We start from the raw sequence: 17,814 nt of genomic DNA on the forward strand, positions 1-17,814 counted from the left end.
CGTCCTGGGCGTTCTCGGGGAGGCTCGGCCGTGCGCTGCCGGAGGGTGGCAGGCTGCGCTCATGGCCGAGATGCTGACCGTCCCCCAAGCGTTCGCGCTGCTCCAACTCGAGCCCGACGGCCGCAAGGCCACCGATGTGCAGACGCTCGACCTCGGGCTCGCCGGAGCAGTCCTCGCCGACCTCGCCCTGCGCGGTTCCGTCTCCCTCCGGGACGGGCTGGTCACGGTCGTCGACGGATCGGCCACCGGCGACAACGTCCTGGACGAGACCGTCGGCACCATCGCAGCGTCGGGGACGTCGCGGAAGGCGAAGTCGTGGGTGCAACGCCTCGGGAAGCGCCCGCTGCGTGACGCGGTCCTCGCGGGTCTGACCGAACGGGGCCTCCTGTCGGTCGAGCAGGGCAAGGCGCTCGGGATCTTCCCCACCACCAAGTACCCGGAGCGAGACGGCGGGCCCGAGGCCCTCGTGCGTTCGGCGATCGCGGACGTGCTCGCCCGTCGGAGTGAGCCGACCCCGTTCGCCGCAGCCGTCATCGGCCTGTTGGACGCCACGAGTACGCTCCGCAAGCAGTTCGGCAAGGTGGACCGGGACCTCGTCACGGAGATCACCTCGGGAGCATGGGCGAGCCCGGCGGTCAAGGCCGTGCTCGAGGAGATCCAGATGGCCGCGATCCTCGCGACGGTCGCTGCCAGCACGGCGGCGACCACCTCGGTCATCGCCTCGAGTTGACCGGCGCAGGACGCCCCGTTGCGGCGCGACGCCGACGCCGACGCGACCGGCCGAGCACTGTCAGCGGCGCTGGCCGTCCACCTTCCCTGAACCAGCCACGGGCTCGACGAGCTCGATGAACCGCGACAGCAGTGACAGCCCGGCGATCGACGGCGGCAGCCCCGTGGTGAGCGCCGGCGAGTACACGAGGTACGCCGCCCACTTCGCCCGCGACAGCGCCACGTTCAACCGGTTCGGCATGAGCAGGAAGTCGAGCCCACGCGGGATGTCGGCAGCGCTGGACGCCGCGAGGGACATGATCGACACGACAGCCTCGCGCCCCTGGAACATGTCGACCGTGCCGACCTGGGTGCCGGTGAGTCCCGCGCGGTCGAGCTCCTGGCGGATGAGTGCTCCCTGCGCGTTGTACGGCGCGACGACGATGACGTCCTCGTCCGTCAGTTCCCGCGTACCGGCGTCGTCCGTCCACGTCCGACCGATCACGTTCCGCGCGAGCGAGACCACCCGGGCGGCTTCTTCCGCGGACGACGTGGTGTTGCCCGCGTGCAGGACCGGTACGGGGTGCACGCCGGCGTCGATGCCGTCGAGGTGCCGTCCGGACGCCATCGACGACAGCTGCCCGTCGTAGGAGAGCGACGACACCGACGCCGTGAGTGCGGGTTCCATCCGCCGGGTCCGCGCCAGGAAGTAGCCGAACTCCGGCGGCAGCACGTGTTCGCCGTCGGTCAGCCAGCCGAGCGCCGAGACGTCGACCGGCTCCGGGTGGGAGCCCTGCGACACCTGGGGCAGCTGTTGCGGATCGCCGAGCAGGAGCAGTCGGGTCGCGGCGATCGAGGACGCGATCGTCGGCGCGAGCGAGAACTGCCCCGCTTCGTCGACCACGAGCAGGTCGAGGGAGCGCCGTGGGATCGTGCCCTCGTTCGCGAACGTCCACGCGGTCCCGCCGACGACGCCCCCGGTGCCGGTCTCGGCGCAGGACGACAGGAACGCGGCGACCGCGGCGTTGTTCTTCACCGGCGTCCACGCCGCGGCGTCGACGTCCTCGGCGTCCGCACCCGAGCGCGGCACCTTCACGACCCGGTCGGCGGGCACCCCGGCAGCAACGACCGCGGCGAGGAAGTTCTCCGAGGTCGCGTGCGACTGCCCGACGACCCCGACGCGCCAGCCGTACTCGCGGACGAGTCGGGCGACGACGTTCGACCCGACGTAGGTCTTGCCCGTGCCGGGAGGCCCCTGGATCGCCAGGTACGAGCGGTCGAGGCCGAGCAGCGTCGTCACCACCGCCGACACCGTGTCGTCGCCCTGCACGGGCGCGATGGGTCCGCGCGGCGGCACCCGGCGGAGCAGGTCGAACGCGGGATCGGGCAGCATCGACGGCAGGGCGTCGAGGACCTCCTGGCCCCACTCGGCGGTCGCCTCGGGCTGCGGCTTGGCCCTCGGCGGCGCTGCGGGAGCGAGTGCGACCGGGAAGTCGTGGTGGGGCTCCCCTCCGCCGACCGGCAGGCTCTCCTTCACGACCACCTCGAAGGCGTCACCGTTGTCGAACGCCTCCAGCACGACCGCGCGAGCCGACGCGCCCTTCGACCCCGGCGCCGGAGCGGCGACCGACGGCGGGAGTGGGTCATCGTAGACGAGGTGTGGCGTGCCTCCAGGCCGGATCCGCGAGCCGGGCGCGAGCGTCCCCGACAACCGGATCTCCCGTGACTGCGACCGGGCGCGCGGCAGCGTGCCCCAGTCGCGATCGACCGACGCCCGCTCGACCACGAGCACGTCGCGCGTGTCCGCCCAGTCGTCCACGGGGTTGCGGAGGCGGTCGAAGTGGTCCTGCCAGAAGGTCTTGGCCTCGCGGCGGTGGTAGTCGATCGCGGCTGCGGCGAGCGCCAGCGCCTGCTGGTCGGGCGTCCGGTCGAGGGCGTCGACACCCTCGACGGAGGCGGCGAGCGCCGTGTAGACCGGGTTCGGTTCACGATCGACGGGGATCGGCGGCAGCAACTCGGCCGGTTCGTCGACGCTCGGAGCCGGCGCCTGCGCGCGCAACGACAGCAACCAGTCGCGGAGCCGCAGCGTCGAGCGGCAGTCGTAGGCGTTGTAGTCGGCGACCTCGTCGAGCATGTGCTGCCCGGCCGCGGCGTCCCCGTTGCGGAGCTCCTCGATCGCGTCGACGTAGGCGGTGATGCTGTCGGCGGCGTTCGTGACGTCGCTCTGTCGCAGATCGGATCCCATGTAGAGCGGCTCGAGCTTCTTGATGGAGTAGCTGTGGCTGCCGACCACGAGGGCCTTGCGCACGATCGGGTACAGGTCGACGAGGACGCCCGCACGCAGGAGGTCGTCGACCGCGTCCTCCCCCACCCCGTGCCGGGCGGCGAGGGACAGCAGGTGCGTCCGCTCGTACGCCGCGTAGTGGTAGATGTGCATGTCCGGGTACTGCTCGCGGCGGACCCGGACGAACTCGAGGAAGTCGACCAGCGCCTGTCGCTCGTCGCGGAGCGTGTGCGCCCAGAACGCCGTGAAGCGGGCCTCGGGGTCGACGAGGCCGAAGAGGTAGTCAATCCCCCAGTGCACGCCGTCCTCGGTGTAGAGCGGGTCGCCCTCGAAGTCGAAGAAGACATCGCCGGCGTTCGGGGCCGGGATCGCGTCGAGTGCGCGCGGGTCCGCCACCTCGAAGACGGGCGCGCGGCCGCCGGAGGCTTCGGACTCGGTCTGGAGGCGCGCCTGACGCACCAGCCGGTCCTGCGTCGACCGCGACATCGCCGGCATGGCCGCGGTGCGGTCCGCCAGGTCGTCGATCGTCCGCACCCCGGCACGGATGAGCTTCGTCCGCTGGTCGAGGCGCATGCCCGCGACGAGCACGAGGTCGCGGTGGTCGGCGACCTGGGTCGTGCAGATCGGGCAGCGGCCGCAGCTGCTGTAGTGCGGGTCACCCCAGGCCAGCTCCTCGTCGGCTGCCATCCGCTCGGCGATCACCCGCTGGAGTTCGGCGCGCTGGGTCCGGTACACGGGCGCGATGTCGGCGAGGTCGTGGGTGGTGGTGCTGCGGTCGCCGAGGACGAGGTGGACCTGCCGCCCGGTCGGGATGCCGTGCGCCTGCATCTGCTCGGCGTAGGCGGCGAGCTGCAGGAGCGCGCTGATCTTGGCGTGGCGGGCGAGTTTGGTGTCGTAGACCTCGTACTCGCCGTCTGCGTTGCGGATGATGAAGTCGGCGAAGCCGATGAAGCCCGGCGCACCTGGTGCCGGCGGTCGGTGGAACGTCGGCTGGTACAGCACGTCGGCGCCGGTGCGCATCGTCTCGAGCGCTGCCTGTGCTGCTGCGGCGTACCCGGCGGGCTCGGGCCGGTCGAACTCGACGACCTCTTGCGTCTTCTTGAGGATGTCGAGGTAGTCGAGCTCGTGCTGATCACCGAGCCGGGCGGTCCGTTCGAGCATGTCGTCGTGGACCTCGGGCAGGGGCTCTCCGCGGCCGAGCTTGGCGTCGAGGCGTCGGAGGAACGCCCACTCGCAGGCCGCCCACGTCGACAGGTCGCTCGGGCTGAGCAGGACGCTGCCGTCGGTGGTGATCTGCATGCGGGTCCCCCGGTCTCTCGTGGTGCTCTGCGAGCCTAGGGGCGGCCCCCGACACACTCGTCTTCGCCGTTCATCCGCACGAACCGCGCCCCCTCGTACCCGTCCCGCGACACCCATGCCGTGAAGTCCGCGAGCGACCGCACCCAGTGCCCCCGCTCCCCGTACAGCGCCTGGTACACGACCACGGGTTCCTCGGTCTCGACGTCCTTCGCCACGAGGACCACCTCGTACTCCCCACCCTTGAAGTGCCGGTAGCGCCCAGGCGTCACGGACGCCGACGCCGACGCTGACTCCGGCAGCAGCGACTCGAGCAACGCCGACACCCGCCGCTTGATGTCGTCGCGGATAGCCCGCACCTCCTCGATGTCCTTGCCTGCCGGGTCGGTCAGCTCCCAGTCCTCGTACCGCTTCCCGGGGAACACCGGACACGCGTCGCCGCACCCCATCGTGATGACCGCGTCCGAGGCCTGCACGTCGGAGGTCGACAGAAGCTGCGGCACCGCCCCGGTGATATCGATCCCTTCCTCCGCCATCGCCGCGACAGCCACGGGGTTGATCTGCGACCCGGGCTCGCTCCCGCCCGACAGCACCCGCACCCGGTCCCCGCCGAGCGCCCGTGCGTACCCGGCGGCCATCTGGGACCGCCCGGCGTTGTGCACGCAGACGAACAGGATCGTGGGGACGTCACTCATGAGGTCCAGCCTGCACCACGTCACACGGTGTCACCCTCCTGTCGGCTGTCACCGGATCGTCGTACCGTCCTCCCATGACCGTCGTCACGGCCGTCGCCGTCCTCGTGGGTGTGCTCGCCGTCGCCACCGTGCTCGGCCTCGTCCTCCGGAGCAGGACGGGACGAGCCTGGTCCGTCCGGGGCACCGGCGCGGACACCACCAACAGCAGCAGCAGCAGCAACACCGCTCACGGCATCGCCCCCGCCGAGGCGTTCGGCACCCGCGCCACCCTCGTCCAGTTCTCCACCCCGACGTGCGCCCGCTGCCCCGGCACCCGCCGCCAGCTCGACGCCCTCGCCGGCCAGCACGACGGGGTCGCCCGCCTCGAGATCGACGTGGCCGAACGGACCGAGGTCGCGAGTCGCTACAACGTCCTGCAGACACCAACGGTCCTGCTCGTCGACGCCGACCGCGCAGTTCGCACCCGCTTCGGCGGCCCACCGAGGCCCGCCGAACTCTCCGCAGCACTCACCGCCGTCCTCCAGGAGGCTCCCGCATGAGCGACACCACCACCGGCATCGACCCGCGTTCCCCGCGCTTCGGTGCCGCGATCACCACCGTCCTCCTCGCAGCGACGATCGTCCTCACGCTGATCCCCGCGACGTACGCCGTCGGGATCGTCTTGCTCGCCGCCATCGTCGTGCTCTTCACCATCGGAGGCATCGGCGGCATCCGACGCCACCCCTACGGCGCACTCTTCCGCCGCTTCGTCCGCCCGAGACTCGGCCCGCCCGCCGAACTCGAGGCGCCGGAGCCCCCGACCTTCGCCCAGCAGGTCGGTCTGTTCGTCACCGCCGTCGCACTCCTCCTCGCCCTCGTCGGCGTCCCCTACGCCGCACCCGTCGGCGCGGCCGTCGCCCTCGTCGCCGCGTTCCTCAACGCCGTCTTCGACGTCTGCATCGGCTGCATCCTCTACGTGTGGCTGGTCCGCGCGGGCGTCCTCCGCCCGCGACGCACCACCGCCTGACCGCAGGGAGGCGCGACCCCCCTCCGCAACGCACGCCGCGCCGGCAGGGTGATCCGGACTGGAGGCGCAACCCACCTCCGCAACGCACGCCGCGCCGGCAGGGTGATCCGTGCCTCCAGGCCGGCCGACAGCGCGACAGCGCGCGCGTCCAGGCGCTTCCCTAGACTCGCGACATGAGCGCACCGGCACGGACCGAACGTGGTCTCGACCGACTCGTCAACTTCTCCGATGCGACCGTCGCCATCGCGATCACACTGCTGATCCTGCCGTTGGTGGACCTCGCGGGTGAGATCGACGGTGGTACGGGGGCCGGCGAGCTCCTCCGCGAGCACTGGGGCTCCATCGTCGAGTTCGTCGTCACGTTCTGGGTGATCTCGCGGTTCTGGCGGCTCCACCACCAGGTGTTCGAACACGTGCAGTCGTACACCCCACTCGTGCTGCGACTGAACTTCGTGTGGCTCATCAGCATCGTGTTCCTGCCGTTCGCCGCGAACCTGCTCGACGCCGGCGACACCGACCGGGTCGCGTACGCGGTGTACCTCGGGACGATGCTCGTCACGAGCCTGTCGCTCACCGCGATCGAGTTCGCGCTGCGCCGTTCGCCCGAACTGCTGTCGACACCGCTCGCCACGCGGGACAAGGGGTTCATCGCTGCCGGGCTCCTCGCGGCCGCCCTCGTGCTCGCCGTGCTCTTCCCCGACGTCGGGCTGTTCTGGGTGCTGCTCCTGCTGCTGCAGGGGCCGATCGGCGGGCTGCTGCACCGACGTTCCTCGTAGGGTGGAGCGCATGGGGGACTACGAGGACATCGCTCGCCGAGCGTGGCGGCGGACGACGTGGATCGCGATCGGCGGCTTCGTCGTCGGGGCCATCGTGGGCGTCTTCCTCGCGAACGGAGAATCGGCGCTCAGGAGCCTGCTCATCATCGTCGGGGTCGGGCTGAGCATCGGCGGCTTGAGCGGAGCGGTCTCGCTGTTCACGAGCGCTTCCCGGCTCACACCGTCGATGCAGTGGCCCGTCCGAGAGCTGGACAGGCCTGATCGCCGGAAGGTGCGTCGGGCCGTGTACTCCGGGCAGCCGATCGAGCCGACCGGTTCGGACGTTGCTCACCGTGCGGCCGACTGGGCTCGCGGAGCGGTCGTCACGCTCCCGGTCAACCTCGGGCAGTTCCTGCTGCTCTACCTCGGGATCGGCGGCGCGCAGCTGCCGAACATCATCAACGATGATCCGTGGGCGTCCGGCTTCGCCCGCATCTTCTTCGGCGCACTCGTACTGGTCGCGATCGGGCTCAGCGTGTCGTTCGTCCGGAACATCCGCGGAGCCCGCCGGTACCTCGCTGCTGTCGGGAGCCGGTAGCCCGTGCCGTTCACCGACGCCTCCTCGGTCCTGCTCGTTAAGCTCGCGACGTACCTCCCCGACGAGGAGGACTCCGGCGCCGCCGAGATCGTCCCCGGCTACGTCCACGGGGCAGTTCGCCGGTTCGAGGTCGGCGGCCGGCTCACGCTCACGCCCGAGGTCCTCTGGTTCGCAGCGCATCCGATCAACTACGCGCCCGGCACCCGCTTCGGCATACCCGTCGAGGAGATCGTCCGGCTCGACGACGTCTCGAGCGGCCTCCGCAGGAAGGTCCGGGTCACCATGCGGAGCGGCATGGCGCCGACGTTCCTGATGTGGGGCATCCCCCGCTTCATCGAGGCGGTTGAGCGGGCGCGCGCCGCGCTCTGACTCCTCATGGCCGGCAAGCGGTCGGCCGGGAGGCGCGGATCACCTGCGCCACGCCCGTCCGGTGCCGGAGAGTCCCCCCATCGAACCCTCCGACCCCGGCCGTGCCCTCGACCGCCGACCCGTGCATGGTCAGGCCGCCGCTGCGCGGGCGGACAACGCCTGCTTGCTCAGCGCGACGAGGTCGTCCGCGCGGAGGGCCGGCCAGCCGTGCAGGAGCTCCCGCCATTCCGTCGGGAGCGCGCTCACCCCGTACAACGCGCCCGCGAGGCCACCCGCGATCGCCGCCACCGTGTCGGTGTCGTTCCCGGTGCGGACCGCTCGGACGAGGGCATCCTCGAGACTCGTGCTCTTCCGCACCGCGGCGTAGGCAGCTTGGAAGGCCGACACGACCCAGCCGTTCGAGTCCGTGAAGTCGACCGGCTTCGAGTGCTCCGCCGTCACGATCCGGTCGACCCAGGTGCGCCGCTTGTCGAGGTCGAGCAGGTCGAGGCCCGCCATGACGTCGAGCTCGCCCGTGAGGACCGCCTTCCGGATCGCCACGCACCAGAGCACGCACGCGTCCCCCGCGTCGGACTCGTAGTGCGTGAGGTCACTGATCGCTCGAGCGGCCTCGGCCAGCCGGAGCTCCTCGTCGACCGCGCCCGTCAGGTACCCGAGCACCAGCGGCGCAGTCCGCATGAGCGAGCCGTTCCCCGCCGACCGCCCCTTGTACTCGTGTTCCTGCCGGGCCGCAGCCCGCGCTGCGGAGGCGACCCGTGCCTCCAGGCCGGTGAGCACGTTGCGCGTCTGGATGCCGACGTCGGGCGCGGTGCGTGCCCAGTCGGCCCAGGCGGCCACCAGGCCGTCGAGTGCTGCCTCGCTGGCGGGGTCGCCGCCGCGGGCGAGGGTGCGGAGGATCGGGACCGCCATGCTCGTGTCGTCGGTCCACTCCCCCGGTGCCCAGCCGAAGGAGCCGCCGCCGGCCATCCGGATCGGGGTGGGTTCGGGGACGGCGGGTCGGAACTCGTAGCCGGCGCCGAGGGCGTCGCCGGCGGCGGAGCCGAGCACGGCGCCGATTGCGCGGTCGCGGGTGGTTGGGTTCATGGCCGCCTGCCTTCCGGTCGAGGTTTGCGCGGTTCTGCGCTAACTGGTCCTACTGTTCCACGTCGTCGCGGTTTGCGCAAGTGTGCGTAAACTCGGCGACGTGACTTCGTCTGCGTACCGCGATCCTTCCGGCAAGCGCCTGGTCGACTACCCGTGTCCGTCCGTCGCTGTGGACACAGCCGTCCTGACCGTGCCTGTGGGGGAACCGCTGTCGGTCCTCCAGGTGCGCGATGCCGTCGACGGGGACTGGCGGTTGCCGGGGACGTTCGTGCACGAGGGCGAGCGGCTGGCCGCGGCGGTGTTGCGATCGCTGGCCGACAAGGCCGGTGTGACCGGGCTGGCGCCGTCGCAGTTGCACGTGTTCGACGATCCTGCGCGGGACAGTCGGGGGTGGGTGTTGTCGGTGGCGCACCTCGATGTGGTGCCGGCCTCGTCGCTGTTGTCGTCCGATATGGACGCTTCGCGCGCGCGGCTCGTGCCGGTCGACGCTGCGACGGGGATGGTGCACGGGCACGACGAGATCGTGGCGTTCGCGGTGGCCTCGTTGCGGGCGCTCTACGCCGCGGCGCCGGACCCGCGGGGCCTTGTGGCGGAGCCGTTCACGATGACCGAGCTGCGGCGGGTGCACGAGGCCGTGGCGGGGCGGGCATTGCAGCCGGACTCGTTCCGGAGGGCGATGCTGCCGAGGCTCGTGGCAACGGAGGAGAAGCGGGCGGAGGGGCCGGGGAAGCCAGCGGGGACGTACCGGCGGATCGAGCATCAGTAACGGTCTCGTTCCTGCACGGTCAGCTCCGGCGATCGCCCGACCACAACTCGACGGCACCGCTCGTCGGACGCCGTGTTGAACGGCGACTCTTCTCGTGATGGAGCACTGGGAGGCTGACGACGCTCGACGGCGGCACATGGCGCGGTTCGGCCGACGGGACACGGCGCCCGAACTCGCTCTGCGGCGTGAACTCCACCGCCGCGGGCGACGCTTCTTCGTGGACCGCCAGGTGAGCACGCGGTGCCGAGTGCGACCCGATCTGGTCTTCCCGCGATCCCGGGTGGCCGTGTTCGTCGACGGGTGCTTCTGGCACTACTGCGAGGAGCACGCACACCTGCCGAAGGCGAACGCCGAACTCTGGCGCTTGAAGCTGCTGGCGAACCGTCGACGGGACGCGCAGAACGAGGCGATCCTCGTATCCGAAGGATGGCGGGTGCTCCGGTTCTGGGAGCACGGAGACCCGCTCGCTGCCGCGACGGATGTCGAGCGGGAGCTCGACCGATGGGACCGGATCACCCGGTGCGCGGCACGCTCCAGCGGACGATGGGTTCGCGATCGAAGTAGTCGGAGTCGAACCGATTGACCTCCGACCTCTGGTGAAGGCCCATCCTCGATCTGCGTCAGAGGAATTGCCGCAAGTGACGGCGCAGATCAGGATCAGAGACGTATACGAAGGTGCCCAGAACCCCTCGCGTCCGGAGGACCGCGTAGATGTTCGCCACGAAACGACGGAGGTCATCGTCGGTGTACGTGATACCGAGCCGAGGATTGTTCTCCATGCCCTTCTTGTCGAAGTAGTTCGACCGGTCGAACCAGAGCTGCTGGCCCAGAGGATCGAAGCGGAGATCCGGGCCGATGATCACTCCGACGTAGTTCAGGTCGTACCCCTGCACCGTGTGGATGGAGCCGACCTGGTCCACTGCCCCGGGCGACGTGATCCAGTCCTTCTGCGTCTGGTTCCACTGGAGACGTTGCCCATCGACTTCGATGTCGACGGCTTGCCGATCGTGCTTGCTCTTCCACTCCCACGCGTACCCAGCGACGAGACGTGACAACCCCACTTCGTCATCACGCGCACGGATCGCATCGTGCATCTCCCCGAGGTCGTCGAACATGCGGAACGCGTACTCACCGAAGGTCTTCGGCTCCGGTGACTCGCCCCGCATGATGGCTCGGACGTACGAAACGTAGTCAGCACCACCCTGCACGCGCATCTGGGTGAAGAGGCGGTAGTAGCGATCGCTCTGGCGGGCGTTTCGGATCATGTCGGCCTGCAGTCGTTGCGGCAGGTCCGCTGGTCGAACGCTCTGTTCGGAGTCGAGCAGGAACACCTGGTGCGTACTGCGATCCCGGATCCAGTCGGCCTGCGTGTAGTGATCCTCGTCAGCACCGAAGAGCCGCTCGTTGATCTCACCAAAGCTCTTGTTCTGTGGACCCGACGCCTGGTTCGCTCGATGGTTCAGCCGGTGGGACTCGTCGACGACGAGCAGGTCCCACTTCTCCGCGCTCTTCCCGACGTCAAACGGAGTGAGCACCATGGTCTTCTCGAGTCCGGGGGTCTTTCCGAACACGCGCTTCAGCGATGCTCGGAGCGCTTGCTGCGGGACGACGAGACCGATGCGGAAGTCCGAGAGCCGCCGCCGATTATCCTCTGTGAAGTAGTCGGAGAACATCGAGTCTCCGTCGACATCGTCCACGCCGGTGCCGTTCGCGATGTCACGCAGCAGCTTCAAGAGGTAGACGGCAACGATCGTCTTGCCGGTTCCCGGATCACCTTGGACGACGATGGTGCTTCTTGCTCCACGGACGATGTCCTCGAAGAGGCCTTCGAGGATGTCCTCCATCACGACGGCTTGATCATGGTTCAGCGCCTTGAACGGGGAGAGCTTGAACAGCTCGCTGTTCTCGATCTCCGCGATGCTCCGCGTGAAGAGCTTCTGATCGCGGAGCGCTTCGAAGACGTCCTCGAACGTCTTCCGATACCGCTCCCGGTCGTAGTAGTCGGCGTTGACGACACCTTTGTTGCTGTTCAAGACCGTGTACTTGTCGTCCCCGGCGAACAACCCGATGAGCTGGGACTCCAGATCGAGGCACACCGACTTGTTGAACGTGCCGTCGAGGACGAGGCGGACCGCCTTGAGCGACCGACGTTCATCCGAGTCGAGATGCTGCCGCATCCGCGACGCGGTGTTGAGCGTCTCGCCGACGTACACACGCTTCCCGTCGTCGAGGATGTACACGACGGGCCAGTTCAGGAAGCGAGGGTCAGAATCCCGCCACAGTCGAAGGTGCTGCTCGTTGAAGGGCCACTGCACGACCTCAAAGCTCGTCATACTTCGTGCTCCGTCCGCGCGCTCGGTCGACCGGGTACTTGTCTCGGGTCACGGCGAGCTTCTCGCGGACTATCTCCGCCGGGTCGAGCCCGAGGCGATCGGCGAGGAGAATGCAGTAGGTGAGCACGTCGGCGAGCTCGAGACGAACCCGGTCAGCGTCCGCTTCCGAGCCCCATTGGAAGCACTCGAGCAGTTCGCCCGCTTCGATCGAGATGCTCTTCGCCAGGTTCTCCGGCGAGTGGAACTGCGCCCATTCCCGCTCGGCGACGAACTCACGGAGTTCCTCGCGCAGCCCCTCATCTGCCATGTCGGCACGTTAGCAGCTGGTTCCGGCTCCACCGGGTGCGAACTCGATCACGAAGACGACAGGCACACGGACTTCGGGCTTCGCACCCAGGCAGGCCCAAGTCCCCTGCCTGCCGGGTGGGGACGCCGTTCTTCGTCATTCATGTTCGATAGCGGCCCGTGCTCCGCGGCTGGCTCGCCCCCGCGGCCACTGCCCGACAACGGGTACTCCCGCCCCACATCCCCAACCACGAGGATGGTCAACACCACTCGTCGCGGGGACGACGAACGGCACCGAGGATCAGGAGCTCCCCGAGGGACAGCACCATGACGATCGCTGGGGAATCGGCAGGTGTCGAAGCACGCCGCCAACGCAGTCACGCACAAGAGCTCCGACGCCAGGCACACGACGCCGAGCAACGCGCAGCCCGCTTCGAGATCGCCGAACGCACCGAGAGCGAGACCGCCCAACTCCTCGCCCCCCCCTCGCCGGCATCGGCTACCACCTCCTCGCCGACCGCCGCTGGCCCGGCAGCCGCACCGCCCAGGTGGACATGGTCGTCGTGGGCCGCGCCGGCGTCTTCATCGTCGACACGAAGGCCTGGCGCGAGGTCGCGGTCCACGGCGACCGGATCACCCGCGGCCAGGAGGACGTCACCGACGACATCGCCCGCCTCGCCGACCTCGCATACAGCACCGAGGCCACCCTCGCGGACATCGGCCTGGCACCCGGCGAGGTCCACGCCGTCGCCGCACTCGCCGGCCAGAAGCGCATGCACGCCCGCGTCGCCTCCGTCGACGTCATCGGCACGCACGACCTCGTCGGCCACATCACCAAGCGCGGCGCCCGGATCTCGGCGTCACGCCTCGACGAGGTCCTCGCAGCGATGCTGACACACTTCCCCGTGATCGGCGAGGACGCAGCGACACCGCCGCAGATCGTCGTCCCCGCAGCCGCCCTCCCCCGCGAACCCGCCCCGACGATCCCCACGCTCGACGACGAGCTCACGGACCAGCTCCTCGACGGCGTCCTCGAGGCACCCATCGAGGACTGGATGGCCTTCCTCGACCCCGCCCAGGCCAAGCTCGTCCGCCGCAGCTTCAACGGCCCGGCACGCATCCGCGGCGCCGCCGGCACCGGCAAGACCGTCGTCGGCCTCCACCGCGCCGCGTACCTCGCACGCTCGACCGGCGGCCGCGTCCTCTTCACCACCTACATCGGGACTCTGCCGAAGGTGCTCGAGTCGCTCCCCGAGCGCCTCGCGCCCGACATGGTCGGCCGCATCGACTTCGTCGGCAACCACGCGTTCGCCACGCGCCTGCTGAAGGAACGCAGGATCGCGTTCCCTGTGCCCGGACGGGAGGCGCGACTCGCGTTCGACGACGCCTGGAACGCGATCCGCGCCTCCAGTCCACTGCGGTCCTCGCGTTTCTCGCCCTCCTACCGGGAGGACGAGATCAAGCACGTGATCAAGGGGCGCGGCCTGACGCGTTTCGATCAGTACGCGGACCTGGCGCGCGTCGGGCGCAAGCACGCGCTGCCCGTGGAGACGCGGCAGGCGGTGTGGGACCTGTACGAGGCGTACTCGCGCGGGCTGCGCGAGCGGCGCGCGCACGACTGGGAGGACATCGTCCTGCTCGCGCGCGACGCGGTCGCGGCGGCGCCGCTCGAGCGGTACGACGCGGTGATCGTCGACGAGGCGCAGGACCTGTCGTGCACGATGGTCTCGCCGATGCATCACCTCGTCGGGGATCGCGCCGACGGGCTGACGCTCATCGGGGACGGCCAGCAGACGATCTACCCGGGCGGCTACACGCTCGGCGAGGTCGGGATCAGCCTGTCCGGCCGCGGTGTCGTGCTCGACGTGAACCACCGCAACACGGCGGAGATCCTCGAGTTCGCGAAGGAGATGGTGGCGGACGACCAGTTCGTCGACATCGAGGGCGTGGACGGCGTCGGCGACGCGGTGTCGGCGATCTCGCGTTCGGGGCCGGCGCCGGCGTTCCACCGGTTCTCGAGCCGGGCCGAGCACGACCGCTCGATGGTCGAGCGACTGCGCGAGGTCCTGCGGCTGATCGGGACGGGGCACGGCGACGTAGGGATCCTCACGGCGACGAAGCGGCAGGCGGACGACGTCCGGAGCGTCCTGCGTGACGCGGGGGTCCCGGTGATCATGCTCGACGAGTACTCGGGCAGGACGTCCAACGCCGTTCGGGTCGGCACGGTGAAGCGGGAGAAGGGGCTCGAGTTCAAGCAGGTGTTGTTGGCGCACGTCGACCCTCGGCTCATCGATCCGGCGCCGGGTGCGCCGTCCGAGACCGAGCGGGAACTGCGGGAACGCGGCCGGCGGGAGTTGTACGTCGGGATGACGCGGGCGCGGGACGGGCTGTGGGTGGGCGTGAGGAGCGGGGCGGGGAGCGGACGCTGAGGGGACCGTGCCTCAGCCGGGCTCGTCCAGGCTCTCGAACGCCTCGATCATGGCCTGCGACACGTCCCGACCGGCGGCGGCGACCTGGCGCACGAGGACCGCCGATGAGTTGGTGTGCTCGACGCGCCTCCCGAGCTGCTGCGCATCGATGCTCGTAAGCTCCCGCGCCCAGATGATGTCGTAGGTCCGCGCGTCGAGGAGCACGAACACCGCGACGTCGAAGTCCCACGACCGGAACGCCGAGAACTGTTGCGAGCGGCGATCGGCGGGATCGACGAGCCGAGCCTTGACCTGGATCCTGCGACCATCATCCGTGAGCAGGTCGTAGCTCTTCTCGGAGTTGGGCGCGAGCACGCCGCCGTAGGCGCGGAGGGCGATCGTCTCGGCGAGGTCGCCGAGCGGTGCGTTCCGCGTGCGGACGAGTCCGCGTCGGAGGAGCTCGTCGATCACCGCGACCGATGCGGCCAGCAACTGCCGGATGGACAGATCGGCGGGGACGAAAGGCAGCACTGGCAACTTCACGGTTGCACTGTACGGCTGGTGCTACCGAACCACCGTCTCGACGGGTTCCAGCCGGAAGAGGCACTGCGTCGGGTTGTACTCGCCCACTGTCGCCGTCACGCCGAGGTTCGTCCCCTCGCCGATCGTGTCGGGCACGTCGCCCGTGTAATGCATGTCGAACGTCGTGTTGACGTCCTCGAACTGGAACGACGGACCGCGGCTTGACGTCGTGCTGTAGTCGCCAGCACCGATCAGCATGTCGTACCGCGTGGCGTAGCTGCCGTGGTTGTTCATCTTCAAGATCGAACCGTCGAACGCGATCGTTCGTCCCTCGTACTGCTTCGCAAAGGCGTCGATCGACGGGTCGCAGTTCTCCGTGAGCTGCAGCAGCGCGGCCAGCTCCGGCGAGTTCGCTGCCGTGACGACGGCAGGTTCGGCCTGGGCATCCGACGTCGGCGTAGGGGACGGCTCGGGCGTCTCGACGCGAGCTTTGGCGGTCGAGCTGGCGGAGGGAGGGTCCGCCACGGCGTCACTGCCGCCGTTGCTGTCGTCGCCGAAGACTCCAGTCGCACCGAGGACGATGACGACGACGAGTGCGGCAGCGACTCCCCCACCGATCGCAATGACGTTCCGGGGCAGCTTCCGCGCCGGGCGGCGGAGCGCGAGCTCGGACTGCAGTCGGCCCTGCTTCTGCGAGACGACCTCCCATCCGTCCTGCTGCCAGCGCGCCGCCGTGCGCGCTTCCATGCCCCGCACGCACTTGACCGTGCGTGTCTCGTACCGGACTGGCTCGTCGGCCATGTGATCCTTCATTCGAATAGTCCTCGAGTTTGGCAACCATCGAAGCGTAGCGAGAGCGGCAGACTCTCTGTCACCCCGGACCGCTCTCCCGCTGCGTCTTGCGAATTCTCTTCGGAAGCGCGCATCCGAAGTCTCAGAGCGGCAGCGTCGGTCGACGCCTCTTCGGCGCATTCAGTCGGTGGCTTGCAGTGCACTCGCGGAATGGAGCCGACAAGCGCGCGTCCACCCGGCTGCGGTGAGCTCGTCGCCTACCGATGGCCGTCGGGGTCGCCCGCGACGCAGAGCGAATCGACGCTGACGTGAGCGCGAACCCTCGTGGCCGCGGTCGACGCCCGCGGCTTGCCGTCGGCCCGTGCGACGACCGCGGACACGGTACCGGTCTCGGGGTCCATCTCGGTGCGGGTCGTCGACAGCTCGTAACCCTCGCGTTTCCAGCGTGCTCCGGTCCGTTCGACGAGCGCTTCCGGGTCGGCGGGCCGGAGGGCCTCGACGAAGTAGCTGAACTGAACGGCTGTCCGGCCGCCGACTTCGCAGTCGTTCGCCACATGCTGCGGAACGTCCGGCGGCCAGGTGTCCGGCGCGAGGGCGAGGACCGACCGGAGTTCCGATACCGCCTGCGCCTTCGCTGCGTCGACCGACACAGCGAGGCTTGGCTCGGAGGAGGAGCATGCGCCGAGGGCGGCGACGGCTGTGACAGCGAGGAGCGCGGAAACGCCTTGCGGAAGCGCACGGTAGGGCGCTCGCCTTCCCGTCTTCGGTCTTGCCCGATCGGCCTGGGCGGTCCACTGCAACATCGTCACTCGTCGTAGTCGTCGACGGATCCGTCGGCGCACTGCGAGGTGATCCGCACGACGATGGACCTTGCATTCACCTGGTAAGCGGCTCCCGCGGCTCCAATGGCATCGGCCGTTGCCGAGTAGAGGATCCCGCCGTCGCCGCCGAAGTCGGTCTTCGACGGGTCGACCGTCAGCCCCTCCGAGCTCCACAGTCGCTGGAAGGTCTGTGCAACCGAGCGACCGTCCGTCGCGGTCTTCATCGACACGAAATAGCTGAATGCGACGCCACCCTGGCATTTCTCGGCAGAAGGCTTCGGAGTGTCCGGCCACGGTAGTTCGACCGCTGCCTCGGTCTGCCACAGCAGCTCGACTGCGGCGGCCTTGGCTTCGATTGGTGATGGCATCGGCTGATCCCCTCCAGCACACGCCGTCAAACCGACTGAGACGAGCGCTCCCATCACGACGAGGATCCCGATCCTTCGCTGAGCCCTCACGGCTGCCTAACCTCCGCCACATCGCGCGGCACAAAGGTTCCGATATCCATGTCCCCGACGTCACCGAGTCTCTGGCGCGCGGTGAGCCCGTGGATGCTCACGTAGCAGGCCACGAAGCTGATTGCCAGTGCTCGTCTCGGAACCGATCCGGACCGGCGCTCCGTCACATCGCTCGTCACTCGTCGTCGGGGTCGCCGGCAACGCATTGAGAATTGACGTAGACCAAGGCATTGCTGCTCGTGATCTCGAACGCAGCACCGGGTTGTCCACCAGCCTTGGCCGTCGCCGCGTACACACCGCCGTACTTCTCGCCGAAATCCTGCTGACTCCGCTCGACGTGGAGACCTTTCGAGCGCCAGTACTCTGCCAGACCATCGGCCAGCTCGCGCTGCTTCGACTCGATCGGGGCGTGGACCATGTACTGATAACTGACGCCATCCGAGCACTTCTTGCCCGTCGGGGCGCCGGGTGTCGACCACTCGAGATCGGTGGTCTTCGTCGTCTCGCTGAGGATCGCGAGCGCGCCCTGTCGAGCTTCTTCAGGCGTCATGGTCTTCCCTCCTGCTGCGCATCCAGCGAGCACGGCGACGGTGGACATCAGGACTGCCAATGCGGCAAGCCTGCTTCGGTTCGGG

General features: G+C 69.3%; 19 protein-coding genes and 1 pseudogene. 9 read left to right on the plus strand and 11 right to left on the minus strand.

All coding sequences use genetic code 11. The features are described 5' to 3' along the window. Positions 1-61: 61 nt before the first annotated feature. Positions 62-730, plus strand: coding sequence for a GPP34 family phosphoprotein (locus tag QPJ90_RS16345; protein ID WP_290132197.1), 669 nt, complete (start codon positions 62-64; stop codon positions 728-730). A 60-nt stretch (positions 731-790) separates the two neighbouring features. On the opposite strand, the gene QPJ90_RS16350 is transcribed toward QPJ90_RS16345, so the two are convergent. The 3 genes and pseudogenes from QPJ90_RS16350 to QPJ90_RS16360 form a co-directional block, all read right to left on the minus strand. Next, positions 791-4,291, minus strand: a complete 3,501-nt coding sequence (locus tag QPJ90_RS16350; protein WP_290132198.1) for a TM0106 family RecB-like putative nuclease — start codon at positions 4,289-4,291, stop codon at positions 791-793. Between the two features lie 35 nt (positions 4,292-4,326). Beyond that, on the minus strand, positions 4,327-4,560 hold the full coding sequence (locus QPJ90_RS16355) for a DUF1653 domain-containing protein (protein WP_290134259.1): 234 nt from the start codon (positions 4,558-4,560) through the stop codon (positions 4,327-4,329). 24 nt (positions 4,561-4,584) lie between these two features. Further along, a pseudogene (locus QPJ90_RS16360) lies at positions 4,585-4,983 on the minus strand (arsenate reductase ArsC); the annotation flags it as partial. A 74-nt stretch (positions 4,984-5,057) separates the two neighbouring features. On the opposite strand from QPJ90_RS16360, the gene QPJ90_RS16365 reads away from it, so the two are divergent. From QPJ90_RS16365 to QPJ90_RS16385, 5 genes are all read left to right on the plus strand, one after another. Continuing rightward, complete coding sequence (locus QPJ90_RS16365) at positions 5,058-5,522, plus strand: thioredoxin family protein (RefSeq protein ID WP_290132199.1); 465 nt, start codon at positions 5,058-5,060, stop codon at positions 5,520-5,522. Next, positions 5,519-5,989: a DUF4395 domain-containing protein gene (locus tag QPJ90_RS16370; protein ID WP_290132200.1), complete on the plus strand. Its 471-nt coding sequence runs from the start codon at positions 5,519-5,521 to the stop codon at positions 5,987-5,989. Before QPJ90_RS16365 ends, QPJ90_RS16370 begins: the two co-directional genes overlap by 4 nt. Positions 5,990-6,162: 173 nt before the next feature. Next, the gene (locus QPJ90_RS16375) at positions 6,163-6,765 is read left to right on the plus strand and encodes a TMEM175 family protein (RefSeq protein ID WP_290132201.1); all 603 of its coding nucleotides are present in this window, start codon (positions 6,163-6,165) and stop codon (positions 6,763-6,765) included. Between the two features lie 10 nt (positions 6,766-6,775). Beyond that, a complete protein-coding gene (locus QPJ90_RS16380; RefSeq protein WP_290132202.1) occupies positions 6,776-7,342 on the plus strand; it encodes a hypothetical protein in 567 nt (188 codons plus the stop codon). A 3-nt stretch (positions 7,343-7,345) separates the two neighbouring features. Continuing rightward, a complete protein-coding gene (locus QPJ90_RS16385) occupies positions 7,346-7,711 on the plus strand; it encodes a hypothetical protein (RefSeq protein ID WP_290132203.1) in 366 nt (121 codons plus the stop codon). 129 nt (positions 7,712-7,840) lie between these two features. On the opposite strand, the gene QPJ90_RS16390 is transcribed toward QPJ90_RS16385, so the two are convergent. Then, positions 7,841-8,794, minus strand: a complete 954-nt coding sequence (locus QPJ90_RS16390) for an ADP-ribosylglycohydrolase family protein (RefSeq protein WP_290132204.1) — start codon at positions 8,792-8,794, stop codon at positions 7,841-7,843. Between the two features lie 169 nt (positions 8,795-8,963). On the opposite strand from QPJ90_RS16390, the gene QPJ90_RS16395 reads away from it, so the two are divergent. Both QPJ90_RS16395 and vsr read left to right on the plus strand, forming a co-directional pair. Then, complete coding sequence (locus QPJ90_RS16395; RefSeq protein WP_354670503.1) at positions 8,964-9,560, plus strand: NUDIX domain-containing protein; 597 nt, start codon at positions 8,964-8,966, stop codon at positions 9,558-9,560. Positions 9,561-9,657: 97 nt separating this feature from the next. After that, on the plus strand, positions 9,658-10,143 hold the full coding sequence (vsr, locus tag QPJ90_RS16400; RefSeq protein ID WP_290132206.1) for a DNA mismatch endonuclease Vsr: 486 nt from the start codon (positions 9,658-9,660) through the stop codon (positions 10,141-10,143). Positions 10,144-10,180: 37 nt separating this feature from the next. On the opposite strand, the gene QPJ90_RS16405 is transcribed toward vsr, so the two are convergent. Continuing rightward, positions 10,181-11,800 carry a DNA/RNA helicase domain-containing protein gene (locus tag QPJ90_RS16405; protein ID WP_354670481.1) on the minus strand — a complete coding sequence of 540 codons (1,620 nt, stop codon included), beginning with the start codon at positions 11,798-11,800 and terminating at the stop codon, positions 10,181-10,183. A gap of 79 nt (positions 11,801-11,879) precedes the next feature. Next, the gene (locus QPJ90_RS16410; protein ID WP_290132208.1) at positions 11,880-12,200 is read right to left on the minus strand and encodes a nucleotide pyrophosphohydrolase; all 321 of its coding nucleotides are present in this window, start codon (positions 12,198-12,200) and stop codon (positions 11,880-11,882) included. A 472-nt stretch (positions 12,201-12,672) separates the two neighbouring features. Here QPJ90_RS16410 and QPJ90_RS16415 point away from each other — a divergent pair, with 472 nt between their 5' ends. Further along, positions 12,673-14,607, plus strand: a complete 1,935-nt coding sequence (locus tag QPJ90_RS16415; protein ID WP_290134260.1) for a 3'-5' exonuclease — start codon at positions 12,673-12,675, stop codon at positions 14,605-14,607. A 12-nt stretch (positions 14,608-14,619) separates the two neighbouring features. Here the strand turns inward: QPJ90_RS16415 and QPJ90_RS16420 are convergent, their stop codons facing one another. The 5 genes from QPJ90_RS16420 to QPJ90_RS16440 all read right to left on the minus strand — a co-directional run bounded on the left by QPJ90_RS16420 (position 14,620) and on the right by QPJ90_RS16440 (position 17,777). Further along, positions 14,620-15,129 (minus strand): hypothetical protein, encoded by a 510-nt coding sequence (locus QPJ90_RS16420; RefSeq protein WP_290132209.1) that lies wholly within the window; start codon positions 15,127-15,129, stop codon positions 14,620-14,622. A 21-nt stretch (positions 15,130-15,150) separates the two neighbouring features. After that, complete coding sequence (locus tag QPJ90_RS16425) at positions 15,151-15,909, minus strand: DUF4839 domain-containing protein (protein ID WP_290132210.1); 759 nt, start codon at positions 15,907-15,909, stop codon at positions 15,151-15,153. A gap of 248 nt (positions 15,910-16,157) precedes the next feature. Further along, the gene (locus QPJ90_RS16430; protein ID WP_290132211.1) at positions 16,158-16,703 is read right to left on the minus strand and encodes a hypothetical protein; all 546 of its coding nucleotides are present in this window, start codon (positions 16,701-16,703) and stop codon (positions 16,158-16,160) included. 2 nt (positions 16,704-16,705) lie between these two features. Then, positions 16,706-17,143 carry a hypothetical protein gene (locus QPJ90_RS16435; RefSeq protein WP_290132212.1) on the minus strand — a complete coding sequence of 146 codons (438 nt, stop codon included), beginning with the start codon at positions 17,141-17,143 and terminating at the stop codon, positions 16,706-16,708. Between the two features lie 211 nt (positions 17,144-17,354). Further along, the gene (locus QPJ90_RS16440) at positions 17,355-17,777 is read right to left on the minus strand and encodes a hypothetical protein (protein WP_290132213.1); all 423 of its coding nucleotides are present in this window, start codon (positions 17,775-17,777) and stop codon (positions 17,355-17,357) included. Positions 17,778-17,814 lie beyond the last annotated feature (37 nt).

The organism is Curtobacterium sp. 458 (assembly GCF_030406605.1).
GTDB lineage: Bacteria > Actinomycetota > Actinomycetes > Actinomycetales > Microbacteriaceae > Curtobacterium.

Bases quoted from the DNA above. Each gene is read 5' to 3' on its own strand.
- QPJ90_RS16440 (WP_290132213.1), bottom strand. From the start codon at position 17,777: ATGTCCACCGTCGCCGTGCTCGCTGGATGCGCAGCAGGAGGGAAGACC.
- QPJ90_RS16350 (WP_290132198.1), bottom strand. From the start codon at position 4,291: ATGCAGATCACCACCGACGGCAGCGTCCTGCTCAGCCCGAGCGACCTG.
- QPJ90_RS16345 (WP_290132197.1), top strand. From the start codon at position 62: ATGGCCGAGATGCTGACCGTCCCCCAAGCGTTCGCGCTGCTCCAACTC.
- QPJ90_RS16430 (WP_290132211.1), bottom strand. From the start codon at position 16,703: ATGTTGCAGTGGACCGCCCAGGCCGATCGGGCAAGACCGAAGACGGGA.
- QPJ90_RS16375 (WP_290132201.1), top strand. From the start codon at position 6,163: ATGAGCGCACCGGCACGGACCGAACGTGGTCTCGACCGACTCGTCAAC.
- QPJ90_RS16380 (WP_290132202.1), top strand. From the start codon at position 6,776: ATGGGGGACTACGAGGACATCGCTCGCCGAGCGTGGCGGCGGACGACG.
- QPJ90_RS16410 (WP_290132208.1), bottom strand. From the start codon at position 12,200: ATGGCAGATGAGGGGCTGCGCGAGGAACTCCGTGAGTTCGTCGCCGAG.
- QPJ90_RS16390 (WP_290132204.1), bottom strand. From the start codon at position 8,794: ATGAACCCAACCACCCGCGACCGCGCAATCGGCGCCGTGCTCGGCTCC.
- QPJ90_RS16425 (WP_290132210.1), bottom strand. From the start codon at position 15,909: ATGGCCGACGAGCCAGTCCGGTACGAGACACGCACGGTCAAGTGCGTG.
- QPJ90_RS16435 (WP_290132212.1), bottom strand. From the start codon at position 17,143: ATGGGAGCGCTCGTCTCAGTCGGTTTGACGGCGTGTGCTGGAGGGGAT.
- QPJ90_RS16365 (WP_290132199.1), top strand. From the start codon at position 5,058: ATGACCGTCGTCACGGCCGTCGCCGTCCTCGTGGGTGTGCTCGCCGTC.
- QPJ90_RS16370 (WP_290132200.1), top strand. From the start codon at position 5,519: ATGAGCGACACCACCACCGGCATCGACCCGCGTTCCCCGCGCTTCGGT.
- vsr (WP_290132206.1), top strand. From the start codon at position 9,658: ATGGAGCACTGGGAGGCTGACGACGCTCGACGGCGGCACATGGCGCGG.